Origin of the sequence: Bacillus sp. EB106-08-02-XG196 (assembly GCF_013396335.1) — a bacterium.
GTDB lineage: Bacteria > Bacillota > Bacilli > Bacillales > Cytobacillaceae > Neobacillus.
The window spans coordinates 147777-169009 of sequence record NZ_JABWSY010000009.1; the positions used below are offsets into that span (position 1 = coordinate 147777).

General features: G+C 36.6%; 26 protein-coding genes. 7 read left to right on the forward strand and 19 right to left on the reverse strand.

Going from position 1 to position 21233, the window contains the following annotated elements:
* Positions 1–210 precede the first annotated feature (210 nt).
* On the forward strand, positions 211–504 hold the full coding sequence (locus MLOOGBEN_RS15485) for a DUF6509 family protein (RefSeq protein ID WP_179159293.1): 294 nt from the start codon (positions 211–213) through the stop codon (positions 502–504).
* 192 nt (positions 505–696) lie between these two features.
* On the opposite strand, the gene MLOOGBEN_RS15490 is transcribed toward MLOOGBEN_RS15485, so the two are convergent.
* From MLOOGBEN_RS15490 to ku, 4 genes are all read right to left on the reverse strand, one after another.
* Positions 697–900, reverse strand: coding sequence for a cold-shock protein (locus MLOOGBEN_RS15490; RefSeq protein WP_179159164.1), 204 nt, complete (start codon positions 898–900; stop codon positions 697–699).
* 119 nt (positions 901–1019) lie between these two features.
* Positions 1020–1220 carry a cold-shock protein gene (locus MLOOGBEN_RS15495; RefSeq protein WP_132094519.1) on the reverse strand — a complete coding sequence of 67 codons (201 nt, stop codon included), beginning with the start codon at positions 1218–1220 and terminating at the stop codon, positions 1020–1022.
* Between the two features lie 239 nt (positions 1221–1459).
* Positions 1460–2422 (reverse strand): nucleoside hydrolase, encoded by a 963-nt coding sequence (locus MLOOGBEN_RS15500; RefSeq protein ID WP_179159165.1) that lies wholly within the window; start codon positions 2420–2422, stop codon positions 1460–1462.
* 135 nt (positions 2423–2557) lie between these two features.
* On the reverse strand, positions 2558–3478 hold the full coding sequence (ku, locus tag MLOOGBEN_RS15505) for a non-homologous end joining protein Ku (RefSeq protein WP_179159166.1): 921 nt from the start codon (positions 3476–3478) through the stop codon (positions 2558–2560).
* A gap of 129 nt (positions 3479–3607) precedes the next feature.
* Between ku and MLOOGBEN_RS15510 the strand changes: the two genes are divergently transcribed.
* The gene (locus tag MLOOGBEN_RS15510; protein ID WP_179159294.1) at positions 3608–5440 is read left to right on the forward strand and encodes a DNA ligase D; all 1833 of its coding nucleotides are present in this window, start codon (positions 3608–3610) and stop codon (positions 5438–5440) included.
* Between the two features lie 380 nt (positions 5441–5820).
* Here MLOOGBEN_RS15510 and dapF read toward each other — a convergent pair whose 3' ends face one another.
* The 6 genes from dapF to MLOOGBEN_RS15540 all read right to left on the reverse strand — a co-directional run bounded on the left by dapF (position 5821) and on the right by MLOOGBEN_RS15540 (position 10107).
* Positions 5821–6801: a diaminopimelate epimerase gene (gene dapF / locus MLOOGBEN_RS15515; RefSeq protein WP_179159167.1), complete on the reverse strand. Its 981-nt coding sequence runs from the start codon at positions 6799–6801 to the stop codon at positions 5821–5823.
* Between the two features lie 63 nt (positions 6802–6864).
* A complete protein-coding gene (locus MLOOGBEN_RS15520) occupies positions 6865–7650 on the reverse strand; it encodes a hypothetical protein (RefSeq protein ID WP_179159168.1) in 786 nt (261 codons plus the stop codon).
* A gap of 147 nt (positions 7651–7797) precedes the next feature.
* Positions 7798–8577 (reverse strand): ABC transporter permease, encoded by a 780-nt coding sequence (locus MLOOGBEN_RS15525; protein ID WP_179159169.1) that lies wholly within the window; start codon positions 8575–8577, stop codon positions 7798–7800.
* Positions 8574–9482, reverse strand: a complete 909-nt coding sequence (locus MLOOGBEN_RS15530; RefSeq protein WP_179159170.1) for an ABC transporter ATP-binding protein — start codon at positions 9480–9482, stop codon at positions 8574–8576. Before MLOOGBEN_RS15530 ends, MLOOGBEN_RS15525 begins: the two co-directional genes overlap by 4 nt.
* Positions 9482–9682 carry a PLD nuclease N-terminal domain-containing protein gene (locus tag MLOOGBEN_RS15535; protein ID WP_179159171.1) on the reverse strand — a complete coding sequence of 67 codons (201 nt, stop codon included), beginning with the start codon at positions 9680–9682 and terminating at the stop codon, positions 9482–9484. Before MLOOGBEN_RS15535 ends, MLOOGBEN_RS15530 begins: the two co-directional genes overlap by 1 nt.
* 101 nt (positions 9683–9783) lie before the next feature.
* Positions 9784–10107, reverse strand: coding sequence for a DUF4870 domain-containing protein (locus MLOOGBEN_RS15540; protein ID WP_179159172.1), 324 nt, complete (start codon positions 10105–10107; stop codon positions 9784–9786).
* Between the two features lie 172 nt (positions 10108–10279).
* On the opposite strand from MLOOGBEN_RS15540, the gene MLOOGBEN_RS15545 reads away from it, so the two are divergent.
* Together MLOOGBEN_RS15545 and MLOOGBEN_RS15550 are read left to right on the forward strand one after the other, a co-directional pair.
* Positions 10280–11407, forward strand: a complete 1128-nt coding sequence (locus MLOOGBEN_RS15545; RefSeq protein WP_179159295.1) for an amidohydrolase — start codon at positions 10280–10282, stop codon at positions 11405–11407.
* 310 nt (positions 11408–11717) lie between these two features.
* Positions 11718–12278, forward strand: a complete 561-nt coding sequence (locus tag MLOOGBEN_RS15550; RefSeq protein ID WP_179159173.1) for a GNAT family N-acetyltransferase — start codon at positions 11718–11720, stop codon at positions 12276–12278.
* Positions 12279–12334: 56 nt separating this feature from the next.
* Here MLOOGBEN_RS15550 and MLOOGBEN_RS15555 read toward each other — a convergent pair whose 3' ends face one another.
* Together MLOOGBEN_RS15555 and MLOOGBEN_RS15560 are read right to left on the reverse strand one after the other, a co-directional pair.
* On the reverse strand, positions 12335–12493 hold the full coding sequence (locus MLOOGBEN_RS15555) for a hypothetical protein (protein WP_165978972.1): 159 nt from the start codon (positions 12491–12493) through the stop codon (positions 12335–12337).
* A gap of 105 nt (positions 12494–12598) precedes the next feature.
* Positions 12599–13396 (reverse strand): SDR family oxidoreductase, encoded by a 798-nt coding sequence (locus tag MLOOGBEN_RS15560; protein ID WP_179159174.1) that lies wholly within the window; start codon positions 13394–13396, stop codon positions 12599–12601.
* A gap of 156 nt (positions 13397–13552) precedes the next feature.
* Between MLOOGBEN_RS15560 and MLOOGBEN_RS15565 the strand changes: the two genes are divergently transcribed.
* Positions 13553–14017, forward strand: a complete 465-nt coding sequence (locus MLOOGBEN_RS15565) for an Hsp20/alpha crystallin family protein (protein ID WP_179159175.1) — start codon at positions 13553–13555, stop codon at positions 14015–14017.
* 41 nt (positions 14018–14058) lie between these two features.
* Here the strand turns inward: MLOOGBEN_RS15565 and MLOOGBEN_RS15570 are convergent, their stop codons facing one another.
* Complete coding sequence (locus MLOOGBEN_RS15570) at positions 14059–14523, reverse strand: FixH family protein (RefSeq protein ID WP_179159176.1); 465 nt, start codon at positions 14521–14523, stop codon at positions 14059–14061.
* 3 nt (positions 14524–14526) lie between these two features.
* A complete protein-coding gene (locus MLOOGBEN_RS15575) occupies positions 14527–14814 on the reverse strand; it encodes a hypothetical protein (protein WP_256989122.1) in 288 nt (95 codons plus the stop codon).
* A 96-nt stretch (positions 14815–14910) separates the two neighbouring features.
* Here MLOOGBEN_RS15575 and MLOOGBEN_RS15580 point away from each other — a divergent pair, with 96 nt between their 5' ends.
* A complete protein-coding gene (locus MLOOGBEN_RS15580; protein WP_095250593.1) occupies positions 14911–15153 on the forward strand; it encodes a DNA alkylation repair protein in 243 nt (80 codons plus the stop codon).
* A gap of 40 nt (positions 15154–15193) precedes the next feature.
* Here the strand turns inward: MLOOGBEN_RS15580 and MLOOGBEN_RS15585 are convergent, their stop codons facing one another.
* Positions 15194–16015, reverse strand: a complete 822-nt coding sequence (locus tag MLOOGBEN_RS15585) for a hypothetical protein (protein ID WP_179159178.1) — start codon at positions 16013–16015, stop codon at positions 15194–15196.
* A 70-nt stretch (positions 16016–16085) separates the two neighbouring features.
* The gene (locus MLOOGBEN_RS15590) at positions 16086–17024 is read right to left on the reverse strand and encodes a CobW family GTP-binding protein (RefSeq protein ID WP_179159179.1); all 939 of its coding nucleotides are present in this window, start codon (positions 17022–17024) and stop codon (positions 16086–16088) included.
* A 117-nt stretch (positions 17025–17141) separates the two neighbouring features.
* Between MLOOGBEN_RS15590 and MLOOGBEN_RS15595 the strand changes: the two genes are divergently transcribed.
* Complete coding sequence (locus MLOOGBEN_RS15595) at positions 17142–17852, forward strand: AlbA family DNA-binding domain-containing protein (RefSeq protein WP_179159180.1); 711 nt, start codon at positions 17142–17144, stop codon at positions 17850–17852.
* Positions 17853–17889: 37 nt separating this feature from the next.
* On the opposite strand, the gene MLOOGBEN_RS15600 is transcribed toward MLOOGBEN_RS15595, so the two are convergent.
* From MLOOGBEN_RS15600 to MLOOGBEN_RS15610, 3 genes are all read right to left on the reverse strand, one after another.
* Positions 17890–18687: an LCP family protein gene (locus tag MLOOGBEN_RS15600; protein WP_179159181.1), complete on the reverse strand. Its 798-nt coding sequence runs from the start codon at positions 18685–18687 to the stop codon at positions 17890–17892.
* Positions 18688–18797: 110 nt separating this feature from the next.
* On the reverse strand, positions 18798–20294 hold the full coding sequence (locus MLOOGBEN_RS15605) for a lmo1851 family serine protease (protein ID WP_179159182.1): 1497 nt from the start codon (positions 20292–20294) through the stop codon (positions 18798–18800).
* Between the two features lie 130 nt (positions 20295–20424).
* A complete protein-coding gene (locus MLOOGBEN_RS15610) occupies positions 20425–21225 on the reverse strand; it encodes a M15 family metallopeptidase (RefSeq protein ID WP_179159183.1) in 801 nt (266 codons plus the stop codon).
* Between the last annotated feature and the right edge of the window lie 8 nt (positions 21226–21233).

Genomic DNA, 21233 nt, shown 5'->3' on the forward strand with positions numbered 1-21233 from the left:
AGCACAGTTTTCACGAGGATTCTTCCTAAGGACTCCTTATAGCTCAATTTTACTTTATAGTTATTAAATAAATATTAAATTTTAGATAGTTCACATTTAATTCATAAAAACCATCCATATTTTGATAACAATTTATCGTCGAATGGTGTCATTTATTTCTAGTTCCTCACGAAATATGTATATAATAAAAAGGAAAATATTTTGCAAAGGATGATTTCATTGAATATTACTGGTCATACAGTTGAGAAACTTGTAGATCCATTTGGTTTATTAAGCGGCGACCGCTATGAATTTTTTCTTGAACTGGAAATTGATGAAGAGGATGAACTCTTTTCAGATAAAGGAATTGGAATGAAGGTACTTTTTGTAGTTGATGAGCAGGGGTCAAGAATTTCTCACTATCATCTGTATGAAAGAGGAACTGAAAAGATCTTAGATTTTGCTCTTGAAGAGGATGAGGAATTATTAGTCTTTAATTATTGTAAAGAAAATATTGATTCATAAGAAAAGGCTGTTTTCTCTACGATTGTTGTTAAAATCTTAAAGCCGATTTTAACGTGGAAATAGTCATTTTGTACTTTTGAATTTAGTTTGAAGCTCTTTTCTTATTATATTTTTGCTGTTATAAGCAACAAAATTTAAGAAAATAGCCTAAGAAAAAGCAGAGGAATATTCCCCTGCTTTTTCTTATGTTTATTACATAAAGTTTTTACTATGATTATGAATGACTTGTAGTTCTTTTGTATTAAGACTCATTTCACTTTTGCATATTGGACAGAGGGGCACTTCAGTGCTCTTAAAATTGTCACGAATCCAGCATTTACAATTCTCTGAATTACATTCCCAAATTTTAGTTTCTTCAAGCTTTACTTCTTCATCATTTCTTCTACCAAACGCCAAAATGATCACCCCTTGTACTTTTTGCAGAACCGTTTCTTATATTTAAAGCAAAATACATCTTTATAAAGATAAAAAGGTGATGCCTTATCACTGCACCACCTTTTTATTTTTTAAATAATTTAAACAGCTTTTACGTTAGAAGCTTGTGGTCCACGAGCGCCTTCAACAATTTCAAAAGAAACTGATTGACCTTCTTCTAATGTTTTGAAACCTTCTGATTGAATTGCAGAGAAGTGTACGAATACATCTTGACCGCCATCAGCTTCAATAAAACCAAAACCTTTTTCTGCATTAAACCATTTTACTTTACCGTTATTCATGAATAGTACCCCCAAAGATTTGTTCACTTTTAGTTAATAACCATTTAAAAAATCAAAAGCCGCAATGCACAACAGGGTAATAGACATCACCCACATTTCGTGCAGTTACGACTACTTAAACCAATAAATATTTACACGAACTTAAAAGCGTATCTTCATAATACCTTATATCTTTCTAAAAGTCAATAAAGTTAATAGTATAGCATACTAGCAAGCTACTATAAATAAATAGTAATTAATTATTTTTTTCCAATATCCCCCACTAAGAAGGCATCCATAAAATTGCTGATAAACTTTTGAATGTCCGCTTCCATTCCTATATAATCTAAGGTTTCTGCTGGTTCTTTATCTGGCTTTGGACGAAAGTCAGCGATACTTTTCCCTTTAGCATTTCCAAATTCCTCCACTCGCACTCTTCTCGGAATATACTTTACAATTTCAGGACTTGTTAATGCCATTAATGGGACTACATCATGCAAAGGAGCACCTTTTATACCTGGTATATTTTTTTGGTAGGCCTTAAAATAATAATCAAAGGCAGGTTTTAGTAACGGTCTAAAGGGGGTTGGACTGTTTTCATTAAGAAAATTGATAACTTCTGGTGTAATAATGGCTTTATTCGTAATGTTTAAGGGATATAAATAAACGTTATGTGCTTTTTCCATTACAATCCTTGCTGCAATTGGATCTGAATAAAAGTTAGCTTCAGCTTCAGCCGTAATATTACCAGGAACTAAAAAAGCTCCACCCATAATATAAAAAGCATTTACGTCCTTTAAAGCATCATCCCCATACAAAATAAACATAAGCGCTAACTCCGTCAATCTGCCAACATTGACAATAATCAGGTTCCCTTTATATTCATTAATGATTTCGAGGATTTTATTAAAGTCATGAACCTTTGTAAATTTAAAAGTATCAGGTGGTTTAATTGGACCCAGCCCCTCCGGTCCATGAATTTCAGGATAAAACTGAACTGGTTCACCAGACAATGGACCGGCTGTTCCAGCAATGATAGGTATATCCTCTCTTCTAGCTAAGGTGAGTAAATAGGCGGTATTCTCAATTGATTGCTCTTTAGGTGTGTTTCCATATCCACTGACAATACCGACAATATTTATATCAGGATTTAATAATGCATACATGATAGCAAAAGAATCATCAATTCCAGGGTCTGCAAACAAAAGCACATTATAGGCCATTCCCTCTCCCCCGTACATTTTTAAATTTTAATTCTTCCATAATAATATGCCAGAAACCGGATTGAAAGTACTTACGGACTATGAAGCTAAATACTTAAAAAGAACCGACTCGAGTTCGTCGAATCGGTTTCATCCTCATGCTTCTTTTTTTACTTTTGGTGCAGCCTTTTTTCTTGGTGCTGCAGGCTTTTTGGCTATCGTTTCCTTTTTCGCTGTTGTTTCTTTCTTTACAGCTGTTTCCTTTTTTAATATAGGTTCTTTTCTTCCAGCAGATTCACCCCTTGGTTTAGTCCTATCAATAGACGCCTGCAGAGCAGCCATTAGATCGGTAACATTTGAAGGTGTCTCCTTCGCTGTTGGTGTCACGGTTTCTTGTCCAGTACGTTTTGCTTCAATTAATTCAAGTAATGCCGTTCGATACTCATCTGTATATTTTTCAGGTTCAAATTCAGATGTTAATTGGTCAATTAGCATAATGGCTGTATCTAATTCTTTATCGGTTACTTTATCGTCTGCTGGAACATTGGGAACATCAGCTGAACGGCGAACCTCATCTGGAAAATGGATTGTTTCCATTACTAATGTATTATCATAAACACGAATAACTGCCATTTGCTCTTTTGACCGAATAATGATTTTTGCGATTCCCACTTTATGTGATTCCTGAAGAGCTTTTCGCAGCAAAGAATAGGCTTTACCTCCACCTTCATTTGGTGACATATAATAACTCCGGTCAAAATATATAGGGTCAATTTCTTCCATTTTGACGAAATCAATGATTTCTACAGCCTTCTCTTCATTTTCCTTGCGAAGCTTTTCGAGGTCCTCATGGTCAAGAACGACAAATTTACCTTTTGTATATTCGTATGCCTTAACGATGTCCTCTGGCTTTACTTCCTCTTCACATGCCGTGCATATCTTTTCATATTTAATCGGAGCATTGCATTTATTATGCAGAGTCCGAAGTTTAATGTCTTTATCCTCAGTGGCCGTATGAAGCTTTATGGGTATATTCACGAGCCCAAAACTAATGCTGCCTTTCCACATCGTATGCATAGCGTCATTCTCCAATCTTTTTGTTATTATGTTTGCTTTTATTAACCGACTCCATTCCTAAAAACAATTGGTAAAGGATGATTCATTATGGTTTGTAACAAAATAAAGAAAAAGAAAGGAAATACACCAATGAAACCGATGCTGCCAACACTAACCTTTGATTTAACCATTCAACCTGATTGGCTGTACGAGGTTAAATATGATGGGTTTCGGGCTATTTTGAATTGGGATAAGAGCGGGATTACATTAACTAGTAGAAATGATAAGCCATTGCTAGCTCAGTTCCCGGAAATAAAGGAATACCTAGAATCTCACGAGGAGTTATTTCAACCACACCTTCCCCTTCGCCTTGATGGTGAGCTGGTATTTCTAGAAAGTCCCTGTAAGGCAAACTTTGCTGCCATCCAGGTTCGCGGCAGGTTAAAAGCACCTAAAAAAATTGCTGAACAATCTTCTAAATCGCCTTGTCGATTAATGGTCTTTGATATCCTTGTAAGGGCAGGGAAAGCTATACATTCGAAACACTTCGACAAACGGAAAGATGAGCTTATTAACCTTTTCAAACAACTTAGTCTTCCAATAGCAGCAGATCCATATAGTGAACATTTAATTCAGCTTGTAGAGGCTCATACAGATTTTAATAAGTTATGGGAAAACGTTGTATTACAGGATGGGGAAGGAATAATTGCTAAACATAAAAATAGCCTTTGGGAGGAAGGAAAAAGGTCGTTACAATGGTTAAAATACAAAAACTGGAAATATGTCTCCTGCTTTATTACTTCTTTTGAAAAAACAAATGGATACTTTTATGTAGGAGTTTATAAAGAAGGGAAAATTCATGGAATCGGTCATGTGCTATTTGGTTTTAAGCCTGATGAAAAGTCAGCACTTCAAAGTACCATCAAGCAGAATATGGTTCTTGAGGACAGTCAATTTATCTATGTTGACCCGGCTATTTGTCTAGAAGTTAAATATCTTGAGCTTTATGATAACCAGCTGCGCGAGCCTCATTTTCATACCTTCCGCTTTGATTTAAAGCCGAAAGAATGTACATATGAACAATTTATTTTTAAACAAAAAAACTTACCTGAGGATTTGGATATTACGCATCCTGATAAGCCTCTATGGAAAAATCATGATATACAAAAGGCAGACTTTATCCTGTATTTAAGAGAAATTTCACCTTATATGCTCCCTTTTTTAGAAAACAGAATTTTGACCGTTATTCGTTACCCTCATGGCATGTTTGGTGATCCTTTTTATCAAAAGAATTGTCCAGATTATGCACCAAATTTCGTGCAGACACATCAGGCTGAAGGAATCGACTATATCGTTTGCAACAATTTAAAAACTTTGATTTGGCTGGGAAATCAGCTGGCGATTGAATTCCATATCCCTTTTCAAACCATTCACAGTAAGGGAACTAGTGAAATTGTCTTTGACTTAGATCCTCCCTCAAAGGACGAATTTCATTTGGCAGTAAAAGCCGCTTTGTTAATCAAAGAGGTCCTTGATCAATTAAATCTCATTGGATTTGTAAAGACATCAGGAAATAAAGGATTACAAATCTATCTGCCGCTCCCTGAGAATGTATTTTCCTTTGAAGATACACGTCTATTCACAAGCTTTATTGCCGATTATTTAATATCTATGGATCCTGATTCGTTTACCATCGAACGTATGAAAAAAAATCGTGGAAACCGTCTTTACGTTGATTATGTGCAGCATAGTGAAGGGAAAACGATTGTGGCGCCATATTCCATGAGGGGCAATGAACATGCCGGGGTTGCTACACCACTCTATTGGGAAGAAGTGAGTGATAAACTGAATCCCGTTCACTTTACGATGGAGAATTCTTTGAATCGTATTCGAAAACAAGGCGACCCGTTTAAAAATTACTTTCAAACAAAATCTATTCAAGCATTTGAGCCTGTGTTAGAAGTTTTAAAAGCAAAGAAATAAATCATAGTGACCGCTCACTTGTTTCGAATCTGGTTTCGGTCACTATAAACCCAACCATAAATCCTGCATTGACCCAAACTCATTTTCAACAAGTTTTTCGGTCACTCCAGGCTATCTGCATTGACCCAAACTCATTTTCAACAAGTTTTTCGGTCACTCCAGACTATCTGCATTGACCCAAACTCATTTTCAACAAGTTTTTCGGTCACTCCAGGCTATCTGCATTGACCTAAATTCATTTTCAACAAGCCTTTCGGTCACTCCAGCCCGCCTGCATTGACCCAAATTTAATTCCAACAATCTCTTCGGTCACTCCAGATTACCTGTATAAACCAAAAATAGTTAAGGGCACATAAAATTTCTATGTGACCTTAACTATTTTACAATCCAGCACCCTTTAGATAGGCTTGAGCTTCTGCCTGTAGTTTTTCGTAGGTTTGCTGTTCAGCAAAATCTTCCTTCGAACTTACTTCAAAAGTTTTCCGAGACAAATCAACTTCAACCTGTGCATTGTATAAGTATGTTGCATTTCCAATCAAATCAATGTAATAATCCTCATCGTTTTCGTGAACTACACATTGCACTTTCCCACCGTTATTATAGACATTAATTACATCTTCTACTTCATTTAATCCTTGTAGACAGGTGACTAATGACGATGCAGACATCGCTGTTCCACAAGCATTTGTGAAGCCTACTCCACGCTCAAATGTATTTACATAAATACTTCCCTCATCCAAAGATTTAACAAAGCTGACGTTTACGCCGTCAGGGAACAACTCATTTGGATTATTTACCTTCTCACTTATCTTTTTTTGCTCTCCGGAATTCAATTGCTCTGTTTCTACAATCGAGATTAAATGTGGATTCGGCACCGCAAGCGCAGAAAATATTAACTCCTCTGACAGCTCTGGGATATTTTCATTTATTAAGTTTGGTTCATTTAGATTCAATGGCAAGTCACTCAAACGGAACGAAACGGGTGAAATCTCTACTTGGTAGGTAGTCACAGTGGGAAATATATCTTGCTGTTTACTCACCTTTAAATCCGCCTTCATTGTTTCAATAACCGCTTCATTAAGCCCCTGCATTTCACAAACATACCTAGCAACCAACCGAAGACCGTTTCCACACATCGATGCCTCTGAACCATCAGTGTTAAACACCCTCATTCTTCCGTCAGCATGATCACTTTTCATAATAAACAGAATACCATCTGCACCTAAATCAGAATTTCGGTTACATAATAAACTAGCTAGCTCTGCTCTTTCAGTTTCTGAAAATGAATATGGATTAGATATTTCATCAATTAGTAGAAAATCATTCCCTGAACCATGGCCTTTAATTAAATCAATTAGCACAACAAAAACCTCCGCAATTTTGATACTTAATTCTATCAAATATGTGGCAGGAATAACACTCCCTTACCTCTCAATAAAATATCCATTAATCAAAAAGGACATCCTCAAAAGCTTGTCCTTTTCTGATAAAGTTTCTGAAAGAGAAAGAACGGGAGTATTGGGTTCCGGGAATACACCACTCCATTCAAGCGGCATCCACCCCCGTCTCAGCCTGCCAACCTGCTGTCTAGACTGATTATAAACACGCTCATCCATATAATATGCCGAACCTTCCACAGCGCCAATGTTATGACCACTTTCATCGATCATTTCTTTCTTCTCTTTAAACCAAGATATTTTTTCTTTTTCATAGCAGCCTACAAAGTTCATATTTCGATCATAAACCTCAACGACTAACCTCTTTGACTGCTTTATTTTATAAAATCCAACAGTCTGTTCTTGATTATTATAAAGCGCATATATTCTCGATTTTCTAAACAAACGAAAACCTTTTTGCTTATATTTCTTAATCATTCCTGCTTGGTGTCCATCAGGGAAAAAGAGATGTAAACAGGGCTGTTGGTGGTTCATGAAAACAACAACTAGGTGTTTTGCTTCAAAAATATTTTGGTAATAGCTTTGCAATTGTGTCATATTACGCTCGATTGACACAGATTGCTTCACCCTATAAAGATAGATTTGAAAACTAATAAGGCTGTAAATAATAAAAGGTATCATTAATAACATAATCTGTTTATTTTGAAAATAATATAGATTCCCAACTCCTATGATGATTGCAGGAACAAGTGCTGCTATGCTTCCATTTAAGGTTATATTGGCACTGCCACGGTAAAATTCATGTATTTTCATCTAGAAAAAACTCCTTATCTGCCCCTTCTTATATTTATTCTATTAAACGTGGACAAAAAAAATGATAGGAGTTTTTTCGTTAAATTAGTAGAAAAGAAGAAGCCATTTACTGGCCTCTCCATTAATATTGCTATATTTCAACTAAAATCATGAGGCAAGCTCTTTTTTCTTAAATAGGAACACACTTAACCATAATAGGATGACAATGAGGAGGATGCCTATTAAACTTGCTGGTAGCGTATCATCGGGAACTACCCCAGTAGTTAGCAAAGCCACTGCATAACTAGTTAATTGCGAAGGGCTCCACTCTAGCAAGTGAGAAAGCGCCCCGCTAATAATACTTACTACCAGTGCAAGTGCCAACGAAATAAATCCTGCCATACCAGGAGACAAAAGAGCTGAACTTAAAAATACGGTAAGTGTTAATATGACAGTCAACCATAATCCATATAAAACATAAGATTGGAAAAATTCACCGAAAGCAACCCACTCAAATAACTGACCAGTATAATACCAGGTTGATAGATAACCGATAAATAACGAAAACCATACTAACAACAGACTGCCCGCCCATTTAGAAGTAACAAAAGACAGATAGGAGACCGGTTTTACTAAAATCATGGCTGCCACTCCACTTTTTCGTTCACTGGCAATCACACCCATAGTACCTAGAACAATGATTAAAACCCCAAAAGTAGAGTATTGGCTGAGCCCCGAAGCTAGTACAGCACCTGCTGTTGGAGTTGGTATTTCAAAGACCGATCCTTCAGGCAATCCGCCAAACGATTTGAGAATTTGCGGTAAATAATAACTCGTTAACGGCTCTGATACACCTAATAAGATAAAGGTAATTGGTACCCAAATCCATTTAAAATTCCTCCACATTTCAAGAATCTCTTTTTGAAAAAGCGTCAACCACTGGCTCATTTTCCCACCACCTTCATAAAAACATCCTCAAGGGTCATACTGCTTATTTCAAATTTATCCAATTGCCAATCTTTTTCGAAAATCAGTTTTAAAAACTCTTTCCTGGCAAGCTCTACATTCGTAACAAACACACTAATCCGATTACCATCTACCAATATTGATCGAGTTAAAGAATGGTGTTTGAGTGTGCTTTCCATCTCCTCCGTTTTCTTACTGAAAATCAAGTCAATTTTTGCCTGCTGATGCCGCTCACGCAATACATCCATCGACCCGGACTCAACAATTTCTCCATTATGTAGAAATAATATTTCATCACATACTTCCTCAGCATCATTCAGGATATGCGTAGAGAATAGGATCGTTGTTTCCTTTTTCAATCCCTCTAGAAGCTCCAGTACTTCTCTTCTGCCAAATGGATCTAATGCAGAAACTGGCTCATCCAGCATAACTAACTTCGGACGGTGAATGATTGCCTGTGCAATACCAAGCCTTTGTTTCATACCCCCAGAGTATTTACCTACTCTTCTATTTTTCGCGTCACTGATTTCAACTAGTTCTAGCAGCTCTAAGGAACGTTCCTTTGCTTCTTTACTTGTTAGTCCACCAAGCTTTCCCACATATTGAAGAAATTCGAGACCTGACATCCAGTCATAAAAAACTGGAAATTGTGGCAAATAGCCAATTAAATGACGAATGTCCCCATCTTTTTTAGCATCACTAAATGAAATAGTCCCAGCAGTCGGTTTCATTAAACCCGAAAGCATCCGCAGCGTCGTCGTTTTACCTGCCCCATTTGGACCTAAAAGGGCAATACACTTGCCCTTTTCTAGCTTAAAATCCAGACCCTTTATTACCTCATGACCTTGAAAACTCTTTTTTAGCCCTTTAATTTGAATGAGAGACATTAATCATTTCTCCTTCCAATCACAAAATAGAGAATGGGCCCAATAATATTTACAAACACAATAATAAAAACCCAAAGAATCTTCGGACCATTTGTTTTTTCGATTCTGAATAAGTCTACGAATGATACGATTAATAAAATAAGTTGGATAATAAATAATGGCGCAATTAACCCCCAGTTAATCCCTTCTAATAATTCCATGCTCATTCCCCCTTGTTTTGCTTTGTATAAAGATATGACGTTTGAACTATAAAAACGTTCAAAACCCAGCAATTTTTTTTTGCTGGGCTAGTTGGTCTATTTTATTTAATTACTCTAAAAACTAATGGGAATCGATATTCATTTCCTTCATAAGCTTTTACTGCAGCAATGATCGTAAATACTAGGGCCATAATCCCCAAAATCCATAATAGGAAAATACCAACCAAAAGGAGAACTAAAATACCGCATATTACTGAATAAACAGTGTAAGAAATGAAAAAGTTAAAATATTCTCTTCCATGATAATTGATAAATGATGACTCATCCTTCTTTAGTAACCAAATAACCAGCGGGCCTATAATCGGGAAAAAAAGACTAACAACATAGAGAATAGCCGCAAGCATTCTTTCTTCACTTTTCACCATTTTATGATTCCCCCAAAGGAAAAATTTTTTCTATCTTTCCCTAATACTTACGCTGCTTCCAGGAAAAGGTTTCGTAATTTTTTTAAAAATCACTTATTTTCCACTACCACTTCAACAGCACTGTTGATAAAATAGTAAAAATACTATTATCAGTGTGGGGAAAGGTTAAATTATCATGAAAATACTTCTAAAAAACGCGCATGTGTATCCCATCACATCCCAGCCCATTCAAAACGGGGATGTCTTGGTTGAGAATGGAAAAATAATAAAAGTAGGAAAAAATCTGCCTGTTGATTTAAATGTCAAAATCATTGACTGTAATAACCATTATCTCTTACCCGGGTTTATTGATGTTCATACCCATTTAGGTTTATATGATGAAGGAACTGGATGGGCTGGTAATGACGCAAACGAGACAGCTGAAGCCATGACACCGCATATAAGAGCCATTGATGGTGTCTATCCCTTAGATCCCGCCTTTACTGATGCAGTTAAAAGCGGCATCACAACTGCACATGTTATGCCTGGCAGTGCCAATGTCATTGGAGGAACCACATCTGTTATTAAAACAACGGGTAAAAATGTAAAAAAAATGATCGTCCAGGAAATTGCGGGTCTAAAGCTTGCGTTGGGAGAAAATCCGAAAAGAATTCACAGTCAAGGAAATAATGACTCCATTACAAGAATGGGAATCATGGGAATGCTCAGGGAAGCTTTTTATAAAGCAATCCATACAGATACCCCTGAGGATTTAAGAGTAGCGCCACTCGTTATGGCTTTAAAAAGAGAAATTCCTGTTAGAATTCATGCGCATCGTGCTGACGATATTATTACTGCATTACGTCTTGCCGAGGAATTCAACCTTGATTTAAGAATTGAGCATTGTACCGAAGGACATTTAATTGCCAGTGAGTTATCTGGAATCAACTTAAAAGTTTCTGTCGGACCGACCTTAACCAGAAGATCAAAAATTGAACTGAAAAACAAGACTTGGAAAACCTATCAAGAGCTTACTAATAACGGTGTCGAAGTATCGATAACAACTGATCATCCTTATACCCCGATTCAATATTTAAATATATGTGCGGGCATAGCTGTGCGCGAGGGTCTTTCCGAGCAAAAGGCACTTGAAGGAATCACAATGCTACCAGCGAGGAACCTAAAGTTAGACGCTCATTTGGGAAGCATTGATGAGGGAAAAGAAGCTGATTTAGTACTATGGAGTCACCATCCGTTTCATTATTTAGCAAAACCAAAATGGACGATGATTGGCGGTGAAATCGTCTTCTCAGAAGAGTAGATATATGTTGAAATTTGCCAATAAATAATCTCAAAAAAACAACAAAAAACCTATTTATTTTTTTTATTTTTTCTTGTATGATACTCTAAGTGACACCGAAAAAGGCCTAAAAATCTGGGGGGTAAATCACATTATTTTTCATCAACAAAAAAAATGATATAGGGAAGGCAAATGGTGCGCCACCAGTAATACCTGGTTCTAGTGGGTTCGATTCCCACCCCGAAATTTTTTAGTTTATCTGAATAAAAAATTTCGAGGGTGGGCCGCTTCTTTAGACATGGGATCGGATTGCCCAATGGAGGGAAATTCAATGCTTAAGAAACGAGATCTTCATGACAGCCATGTATTATTTGAACTAATGTCGCATCCAGATGTCTTTCCTTTTGTGCGTCAAAAATGTGATTCTTATGAAGAATTTATATTTATGACCAAACAAACCATAGAAGCAGAAGAGCGCGGTGAATTGATTTCACGGACGATTCTTGATGAATGGGGTAACCCAATCGGAACTATTAATCTTTTTGATATTGAAGATAATGCTGGATTTTTAGGCACATGGCTTGGTAAGCCATACCATGGGAAAGGCTACAACAGCCCTGCAAAGGACGCTTTTTTCCAGGAAGTTTTTTATAATATGGGAATAGAAACCATCTTTATGAGGATACGTAAGGTAAATATCAGGTCTATTAAGGCTGCCGAAAAACTCCCTTATGTTGTTAAAGCCAATGAAACTAGAAAATCACTTTATGAGCAGTTGAATGCTGATGGTGATGTGTATGATTTATATGAAATTCCTAAAGACCAATACTCCTTCTATCTCATGAGAAATGGTGCAGTACAAGAAGAACCTTCTCATTTGTTAGAAGCATAAGAAGCAACCGGCCTTGGCCGATTGCTTCTTCTTTTTGTACTTATTAAGGATTTTTATTAATCCGTTACATCTTGTTCCATTCCTGAATTAACCTCACTAATACCCATGTGGAGCAAAAATTCTTCTAGTTCCTCATTCGTTAATGTTTCAAAACGACCATCATGAAAAAATACTTGAGTTTGATTTGGATTAATTCTGTTCATGTTAAAACTCATTTTATTTTGCTCCTTTCATAGATGTGTTACATCTATTATCTACAAAAGGAATACAATTTATACTATTAAATCGAATAGTTCAAAAATTGTAAAAGGAAAGACTTATTACGTTTCTTTCGTTTGTTGTGGCGATCTTGCTTGATAATAGGCCTTTCCGAGAACGTCCATTCCTCCGGTTACAGGAATAATACACCCCGTAATGAAGTCTGATTTCTCATCAATAAGAAAAGAAATTACTCTTGATATATCCTCCCCTGTTCCTTGTCGTCCAACTGGAACGTTTTCACTTAAGATGGAGTCTTCAATATCTTTCTCCTTCCACTCAGCGATGATATCCCCAGGGCAAACCATATTAGCGGTAATTCCAAAATTCGCTTCCTCAATGGCAATGGTTCTAGTGAGTGACGCAAGTGCTGTCTTTGCTGCACTAAATGCCGATCGATAAACCCAGCCAGGAGCCGTTTCCACTCTATCAAAGCCCATGGTAATAATTCTTCCCCAGAGCTGCTTTCGCATAAACGGAATGATTTCTTTGGATAAATAAAAAACTGCATTTAAATTCCCATTTATTAAATAATTCCATTCATCGTTTGAATACTCCGTCATTTTCTTTCTCTCACGTACATATGGTCCTGCATTATGAATGACAACATCAATCGAGGAAAATTCCGACAAGACTTGTTCAACAATGTGCGTACAATCTAACTGATTTGCTACATCACCTTGAATGCAAATGATCTTATTTCCGAATTTTTTTTCAAGCTCTTGAGATAAAAGTAAAGCTTCTTTTTTACTGTTTCGATAATTAATCGCAAGCCTATAACCTTGTTCTGCAAGCTGCCATGCTGTATTTTTCCCTAGACCAGTAGCTCCTCCAGTAATTAAAGCCGTTTTTTTATTCAAGAGCCATTACCTCTCATAAATGTTTTTCTTAACTATATGTTTGATGCTTGGTTATATATGCAAAATTAACTTGGTAATTTATAACGTTTAAAACCTCAATTGCATAGTATAGGGTATCAATGCCCAGAGAGAGTTTGCAGAAAAGGTGAGGAAATTATGTTCCCGTGGAATTTATTCCCTTTTAATAAAGACATGAAGAATAAGCTTCAGCATATGAAACCAGATGAAATCGACCAATTTATTAAAGGCATTATGGGGAATGTAATGGCATCTCAATCAGGTGGTAGCCTAAATCCTCAAGACGTCGTGAATCATTATCAATCCCAACCCACTCAGCAGAGAAATCCATTAAATTCTTCAGCCTTTGAAACGCATGATTCTGTATTTGTTAGAATACCAATTAAGGATGAATCACTCCTTAAAGAGTTGCAGATTTATCATACTGCAACTCAGCTGATGGTGGAACATATACCCGAGCGAGATGCTAAACATTCCATCAAGCTTCCGGCAATGGTAAAAAAGAAGGGATCCTCTGCTAAATATAAAGATGGAATACTTGAAATAAAACTAATAAAATCATATGACATTCAATACTCGCAAATCGATGTTACAGAAATATAGAAAAAAGACAGCAATTCAATTACACTGCTGTCTTTTACTCTTTAATGCCCCTCCATATCCATTGAATCCTTCGATTCATTTGGGTCCTCCGGTTCACTATCTGTTCCAATAACAAATTCTTCCTTAGGCATGTTGTGCATATCTCTAGCTGTTACGTGTGAAATAATATAGTACGTTCCTTCTTGTGCAAACGACTTTTCTAAGCGATAAATTCCATCTTCAGCATGCTGTACCTTTACCTTTTCGTGGTTTTCATCCTTTGCACGCCAAATTTCAAATTTCACCTCGTCTGCGTCTTCAACATTCTCTTCTCCCTGTGTAACCTTTGCTTCAAATATAATCGGTTCATTGGCTTGTCCATGCTCCGGGGTAATAGTCAACTTTACTTCTACAAACTCAGGTAACTCTTTATCAGCTTGATCTTGATCTTGATTTTCTTTATTACCGCATGCACTGACGATCAATAAAGCCAAAAACAATAGACTTAGAATTTTAAATTTTTTCATGGTTTAGCTCTCCTTTATCAAATTCTCCATAATACCATTGTGGACATGGATAAGTGATACTTTAGCTTCATTTGAGATTGTCGACTGTGTGATTCTGCTAATAGCGGAATAGTATTTTTCAAATTTATTCTTCCGAATTCTCGGATGAGAGTTCTCATCAAGCAGTTCTCTTTTAACAGCTTCTATTAAAGTCTCCTCACTGCTTCTATCACTGGCAGCTAGCATACGATTATTCCAAACCATTCGATACTCAGCTAGTAATTCATCAAAATTGATATTTCCTATCGTCAATAACCCCACCTCCATATCCCCTCAATTGCATTGTTACATACTTTCCAATATTATTGCAAAAAATAGATATTAACAACACCGTGAAAGGAGAAATATATGTCTACGCCTTATAAATGTCCAAATTGCAAAACCAATCGTAGTCGTTTTAATATCATTCAACAAGTTTCGCAATCGGTAAAGCTTGACCCGCAATCAGGTGAAGTTATGAAAGAATACAGTCAAAATGAATTAGAGCCCTTTCATCTTCCATACAACGGACCTGATTATCGGATCCAATGTGCCTCCTGTGGTTTAATTGAGGACGAAAGAACATTCATTAAATTCGGAGAACAAGCCTAACAGAAAAACACCTTTAACTTTTGCTAAAGGTGTTTTTTATTTATTTTAAGTCATTTTCTTTTAAAAACGATTCTGAGTCTACTTTCCAGGCATCCATCGTTGAAAATCGAATTAAATGGATTTCACCACGATAGTGCTGACTTCCTCTATTTTTAATAAACCAATCAATTTCAATTGGAACATCCATGCTTATTTCCTGTTTTAAATCCTCTGCTGGTAAAATTGGCATCCGGGTAATTCTAACATTTTCAATTTTGCCTAATATCGGTTTCCAATTAAGCTTCTGTACGGAAATCATCTTTGAAATAGAGGCATCCTGCTGCTTTAATCCTGCAATATACGCCTCAACGGTTTCATATGGAGATGTTCTACTTAAATAATCTTCCAGCTTCCCAGCGGCCTTTAAAATCATAAGCTTATGTGACAGGTCCATTGCATTTGTACGATGAGTGGTACTGCCGTAAAAATGGATACAAAAATGTCCTGGGAAGTTATTTTTTAAAGCACCTGCACCATGCGGCATCCCGTGCATCGACCCGGCAATCCATTGATCTTTTCGAATCACAATAATCGCACGCCGTTTCCAGCTCCATTTTCCTCCGTAAATCTTTTTCATGATTTCTGTATCCTTGGGTGTCAATGGCTGTACGTCGGCATGATGACTGCCCGCACGTCTTTGCACTTTATACTTCTTCCCTGTTTCAAGATCCAGAACCGTAAACTTCGAATACTTCGGCAAAACATTATTGACTTCTTCCCATGGCAGCATTTCAATTTTGTAACTAATATTTGTTGCTGCATGAATCCCTTGACCACTTAGGAGGAATAGAATAACCATCACAAAAACTGTTTTCTTCTTCATCTAAACCCCCTTTACAATGAAAAAATAACTACATTAAAAGAGTTACCTGAAGAAGAAATGTTCATTCATTTTAATTTTGTTTTTTGAAGTCTTTTTCAAGTTTACCTAGCTTTTCCTCAATCTCAGACCAATCCATATTTTCGCCGATAAATACCAGATTTAAAGGTAAATTCATTTCTTCCTTTATATATAAAGGCATTCCATAAGAATATTGGAAGAGATATGGTTTTGATAAAGAATCAAATTTTATATAGCCTTTGATGCGATATATCCTCTCAGGTAAACCCTTCAAAAAATCCTCGAAGTCAGAATGGTTGATTGGTTCTTGGAATTGATAGACAAACGTGGTTAAATTAAGAGCTTTTTTCGAAAAATCAGCACTAGTTTGTTTTGAAAATGATGAAAGTGTCAGTTTTCTCAATTCATCAATAGAGACCTGAGAATAATTAGTTAATAAGCAGCGTGCAGCAGAATTAATTCCTTGTATCTCAAAAATAATTTTTGATTGCTCTGATTCCGACAATTCATCCATTTTATTAACAAGGATAAAATCTGCGTGTCTGACCTGCTCGAGCAGTAATTGATGAACCTGTGGACTTAACGTCTTTCTGTCACTCCATCTTAATCCATCCACTGTTGTTACAATACCCTTTATCGTAAACTGATCTGCAAATAAAGGTGAAAGGATAGCATCTAGAACTTCAACCGGGTGTGCAGCCCCCGTGGTTTCAATATAGATAACTTCTGGCTTTTCATTCAATAATAAGCCCTGCAGCTGTGCTTCAAGCTTGTCCTGAATGGAACAGCAGATACAGCCCCCTAATAGCTCCTTCAAAGCTACATCTTCGTCCCGAGCGACTTCTGAATCGATTGAGACCTTTCCTAGTTCATTCATCATTACGGCGGTTTTTCGCCCTGATAATTGCTCATTTTCAAGCAGACGCTTCAATAGCGTTGTTTTTCCACTTCCTAAAAATCCGGATAAAATATATACCTCAGTGTTTTTCATCTGTGTTTACCTCTTTTTCATCTGATCTTCCTTTTATTATAGCTGAAATTGGGCTATCAACCAGATAAAAGTGGCTTATAATAGTAGTAAAAGAATATTCAGAAAGGATCTTTCCTCATGATTTATGAGTATGTCTACCCAAAAAGTCTCCTTCATTTTATTAAGAACCCATCACACGAAACCCTAAAAGACCTTCTCCTTCACAATACGGGTGAAACAGATTTTCTAGATTTTAAAACCAAATGGACAGAGTTTTCTAAGATGGCTAAACACGTGCTTGCGATCGCAAATTCGGGCGGCGGCTGTATTATTGTTGGTGTTAGTCAAAATGAGGAGGGTTCAATTTCCTTAACTGGACTAAACGAAGATGATTTTTTAGATAAAGCAGATATAGATAATAAACTGGCAAATTTACTACCAAAATACTTAAAATATCGGACGGAGGATTTTTATTTTAGCAGTGACCAACAAACATTAAGCAATAAAAGATTTCAGGTACTCATCATTGAATATGATCCAAAATATGTGCCCTACACCTCAGTTGTTCAGCGGAATGAACTTCGTTATGGTGCCATATATGTTCGACAAGGGACAAAATCTCTCGAAGCAACCAATGACAGGCTCGTGGAAATTATTTTACGCAAGGTACAGTCAGGGGGTTCTGGCGTGAATGAATATTCCCTTAAAGAGCACCTTAACCAATTAAAGGAATTATATGAGGAGCTTGCCTCACAAAAAAACAATGAATATAGTCAATTTATTTCAGAAGTGATAGAACATAAAAAAGATAGAATTCGGCAATTATTAGATATTCTTCCTGAAAATTAATGAGAAAGTGAATGAACTCATTCACTTTCTCATCACTCTAATAAAATCCTTGTTCGCCTTCTAACATTTTATTTACATTTTCAAGCTTGTTATCTTTATTAGCAGCCACTAATTCTATTTGTTCAATTGAAGTAACAGGGTTCATCATTACCGTTAATCCCAAATCCATTAACTTTCCTTTTCCTAAGTCAGTTTTGACATTTTTTAAGGTCTCATTCAGAATTTGTGGTGCTATAGTAAGGAAATCCTCAGTAGATATTTCTTTCAATATTTCTTCTTTTAACGCCATAAATATTGGAGATAATTCCTTTGCATACCCCGGATTCATTTTTAGCTGCTCCAAGTATTGGACAAAATCCTCACCCTTTAGTATTTGTCTTTCACCTTCCAAATGCCCTTCATTTCCAGTCTTCATTTCTATCCCGTTCGGGGCAATCAAATCAATCAATGTCCCGAAACCAGAAGTATCATAGATAAAACAATAATCAATTTCTACTTGATATTTTTCTGCTGCCTGTTTTTTCAGTTGCTCCAATTCGCCTTCTTTGCCATCAAGTGCAAGCATGATAGACCCGTACTCAATTTTATTATGGTCTTTATCATATTTTAACAACAGCGCTGGTTCTGTTGTTGATGAAGCAGCGCCTTTCCTATTTTCGATAATGAGAAAGGTTTCCTGCTTATTCTCACTTTCAGAAGAATCCTTTAATTTTTCTAGGAAAGGAATACTCTTGGCTTCTTCTCCCTCCTTCTCCGTGCTGCTTTGAAAAAATGACTGTAAGGGGCCGAAGCCGCAAAAGGACAGGATAATGACGGCAATGATTAATTTTTTCATATCTAAATTCACCTAATTCCTTTTTTATCCCCATTTTCGGAAAATTAGGCAAAGATTATACTTCCACATTGAAAAAGCCTGAACCAACAGCAACCGGTTCAGGCTTTTCATTATTTCATTTCCTCTTTTAACACTTCAATTGCTTTTTGAAGCTGAGTATCATTTTTTTGAATCTGTTCTCTAAGCTTTTCCATTAATTTAAAGGTAGTATCCCCTTTTAAGATTCCATCAGCAGGCAATTTATTTGCTGTTTGAAAGCTAATAACAGCCTCTTGTGTTTTCTCATCGAAGAATCCGTCTTCACGTCCTGGATCATAACCAATTGCCTTTAACATTTTCTGTGCTGATTCAACCCCAGTTGATGAACTTGAAAGCTTCAGCTCTTTGTCAGGATTAATGATTGGTAATGTTGCGTAGTCAGGGAGCGGCACTTCAATATCAGGCTTAATTCCCTTTTTATGAATCCAATTACCATTCGGCGTGAGCCATTTTGCAGTTGTAAATTTAATGTTTGAGTTGTCAGGGAAGTCCTTGGCCGTTTGAACGGTTCCTTTCCCAAAAGTATTTTCACCTACAAGCTTAACACCAGCAGATTCGCTTACTGCTCCCGCAAGAATTTCAGAGGCGCTGGCACTGCCTTTATCAATTAATACGACTAACGGGAAGTCTGGGTCCCCATCATTTTGTGAAGGGTATTCCTCGGTCTTACCATTCCGGTCTTCCACTTTTAATATTAGTTTTCCTTTAGGAACAAACATACTTGAAATACTAATGGCTTCATCTAATAATCCGCCCGGATTTTGACGCAAATCTAAGACTAACCCTTTCATCCCCTGTTTCTGCAGTTCATTTAGCTTTGCAGCAAGGTCCTTTGAGGTATTGGTAGAAAAACTTGTAATTTGAACTTTGGCAATACCGTCGCCAACCATCTCACCATAAACAGTTTCGATTGGAATATCATCTCGGATAATTGGAACCTTAACCGGAGCATCTGTTCCCGGTCGTTGAATCGTTAATTCTACCTTTGTCCCTTTTTTTCCGCGAATGATGGTTACGGCTTCAGTCGAGGTCATTCCCTGTAGACTTTTTCCGTCGACAGACACAATGATATCATTCGGCCTTAAACCCGCTTTTTCAGCAGGTGAGCCCTTAATAGGTGACACAATCATAATATGTCCGTCTTTCTCTTGAATCTCGGCTCCAATTCCTTGGAATGAAGAACTGATTGAGGAATGGAATTTTTCCGCTTCCTCCACACTCATATAGTCAGTATAAGGATCGTCTAGAGCTTTTACCATACCATCAATAGCCCCATTAATCAGTTTTTTCTGATCAAGCTCCTCAAAATATCCACTCTTCAGCGTATCATAGGCAGTGTAAAGTTTATCAAATTCTGATCTTTCCGTCCCAACTGTAATGACCTTTTCATCCCCAAACGATAAGGCAAATGTCGTAATACCGGTAGATAGCAATACAAGGAAAAACAAAATCAATATAAAATGAAATTTCTTAATGTGTACATACCCAGATTTCTTATCTGTTACCTGCTCTTGTTCAAGATTTTCTTGATTAACATTTTGTTCATCCAAAGATTTCACCACTTTCATTGTCCAAAAAATAATATGTAAAACTTGCCCTTAGTGATTAGAATAACATCTTTTATTAAAAAATAACAAAGAAAAGTTATGTATAAAGAAAAAGGGCACATCCATTTGTCAGGCGTGCCGGAAGTGCTATCTAAATTTTCTTAACTTCATTGAAATATTCCTCTAGTGTCCAGTTATGCTCGTACATAGTACTTGCAGCTTTCACACCGACATAACGGAAATGCCACGGCTCATACATGTAATTAGTAATGTCCATTTTCTCTTTCGGATATCTCAAAATAAAGCCAAAGTGATGAGCGTTTTCTTTTAGCCATTTACCTTCAGTGGTATTTGCAAAGGCTGTATTTAAATATAATTTATTCGACTTACTCGAAATATCCATGGCTAATCCCGATTGGTGTTCACTCGCACCTGGAATGGCTACCGCTTGTTCAGCCTTTTCTTTCCCTACCCTATTTACTTCTGCATCATACAACGATTTTTGCCGGCTAAATGAGCGGTATCCCGATACAGCAAAAATTTCGATTCCATTTTCAGCAGCGTTAGTAAACATTTTCTCTAATGCTTCAGCAGCTTCTTTTCTCATTAAACTTTTTTCTATATCCTCATCGCCAAAAGAGAACTGTACTTCTGGTTTGACAAGATCTTTAGGTATATAATCTTCTGGCAAGTAAAACTCCTTGTTAACCAATGCCATGACATTCGTCGAATTTTGGATGACATTTTTGCCATCTACTTCTTTAATTTCATTGAAAAAAATTGATTCTAAACTGAGTGGATCATTTATTGGAGATTCATTTTGCTCCGACTCTTGGTTTTTACTAGATTCATTCCCAGTGAAGGGAAGCTTATTTAATAATGAATCGATTTGACTGCAGCCGCTAAAAAGAACGGTCATTGATCCAATTAATACTAGATTTTTCCATACCATTATTCTCA

Bases quoted from the DNA above. Each gene is read 5' to 3' on its own strand.
- MLOOGBEN_RS15570 (WP_179159176.1), bottom strand. From the start codon at position 14,523: ATGAAAAAATTTAAAATTCTAAGTCTATTGTTTTTGGCTTTATTGATC.
- MLOOGBEN_RS15610 (WP_179159183.1), bottom strand. From the start codon at position 21,225: ATGGTATGGAAAAATCTAGTATTAATTGGATCAATGACCGTTCTTTTT.
- MLOOGBEN_RS15540 (WP_179159172.1), bottom strand. From the start codon at position 10,107: ATGGTGAAAAGTGAAGAAAGAATGCTTGCGGCTATTCTCTATGTTGTT.
- MLOOGBEN_RS15485 (WP_179159293.1), top strand. From the start codon at position 211: ATGATTTCATTGAATATTACTGGTCATACAGTTGAGAAACTTGTAGAT.
- MLOOGBEN_RS15605 (WP_179159182.1), bottom strand. From the start codon at position 20,294: ATGAAAGTGGTGAAATCTTTGGATGAACAAAATGTTAATCAAGAAAAT.
- MLOOGBEN_RS15555 (WP_165978972.1), bottom strand. From the start codon at position 12,493: ATGAGTTTTAACATGAACAGAATTAATCCAAATCAAACTCAAGTATTT.
- MLOOGBEN_RS15525 (WP_179159169.1), bottom strand. From the start codon at position 8,577: ATGAGCCAGTGGTTGACGCTTTTTCAAAAAGAGATTCTTGAAATGTGG.
- MLOOGBEN_RS15580 (WP_095250593.1), top strand. From the start codon at position 14,911: ATGTCTACGCCTTATAAATGTCCAAATTGCAAAACCAATCGTAGTCGT.
- MLOOGBEN_RS15600 (WP_179159181.1), bottom strand. From the start codon at position 18,687: ATGAAAAAATTAATCATTGCCGTCATTATCCTGTCCTTTTGCGGCTTC.
- MLOOGBEN_RS15510 (WP_179159294.1), top strand. From the start codon at position 3,608: ATGAAACCGATGCTGCCAACACTAACCTTTGATTTAACCATTCAACCT.
- MLOOGBEN_RS15565 (WP_179159175.1), top strand. From the start codon at position 13,553: ATGTTCCCGTGGAATTTATTCCCTTTTAATAAAGACATGAAGAATAAG.
- MLOOGBEN_RS15595 (WP_179159180.1), top strand. From the start codon at position 17,142: ATGATTTATGAGTATGTCTACCCAAAAAGTCTCCTTCATTTTATTAAG.
- MLOOGBEN_RS15550 (WP_179159173.1), top strand. From the start codon at position 11,718: ATGCTTAAGAAACGAGATCTTCATGACAGCCATGTATTATTTGAACTA.
- MLOOGBEN_RS15520 (WP_179159168.1), bottom strand. From the start codon at position 7,650: ATGAAAATACATGAATTTTACCGTGGCAGTGCCAATATAACCTTAAAT.
- MLOOGBEN_RS15535 (WP_179159171.1), bottom strand. From the start codon at position 9,682: ATGGAATTATTAGAAGGGATTAACTGGGGGTTAATTGCGCCATTATTT.
- ku (WP_179159166.1), bottom strand. From the start codon at position 3,478: ATGCATACGATGTGGAAAGGCAGCATTAGTTTTGGGCTCGTGAATATA.
- MLOOGBEN_RS15590 (WP_179159179.1), bottom strand. From the start codon at position 17,024: ATGAAAAACACTGAGGTATATATTTTATCCGGATTTTTAGGAAGTGGA.
- MLOOGBEN_RS15500 (WP_179159165.1), bottom strand. From the start codon at position 2,422: ATGGCCTATAATGTGCTTTTGTTTGCAGACCCTGGAATTGATGATTCT.
- MLOOGBEN_RS15530 (WP_179159170.1), bottom strand. From the start codon at position 9,482: ATGTCTCTCATTCAAATTAAAGGGCTAAAAAAGAGTTTTCAAGGTCAT.
- MLOOGBEN_RS15495 (WP_132094519.1), bottom strand. From the start codon at position 1,220: ATGAATAACGGTAAAGTAAAATGGTTTAATGCAGAAAAAGGTTTTGGT.
- MLOOGBEN_RS15585 (WP_179159178.1), bottom strand. From the start codon at position 16,015: ATGAAGAAGAAAACAGTTTTTGTGATGGTTATTCTATTCCTCCTAAGT.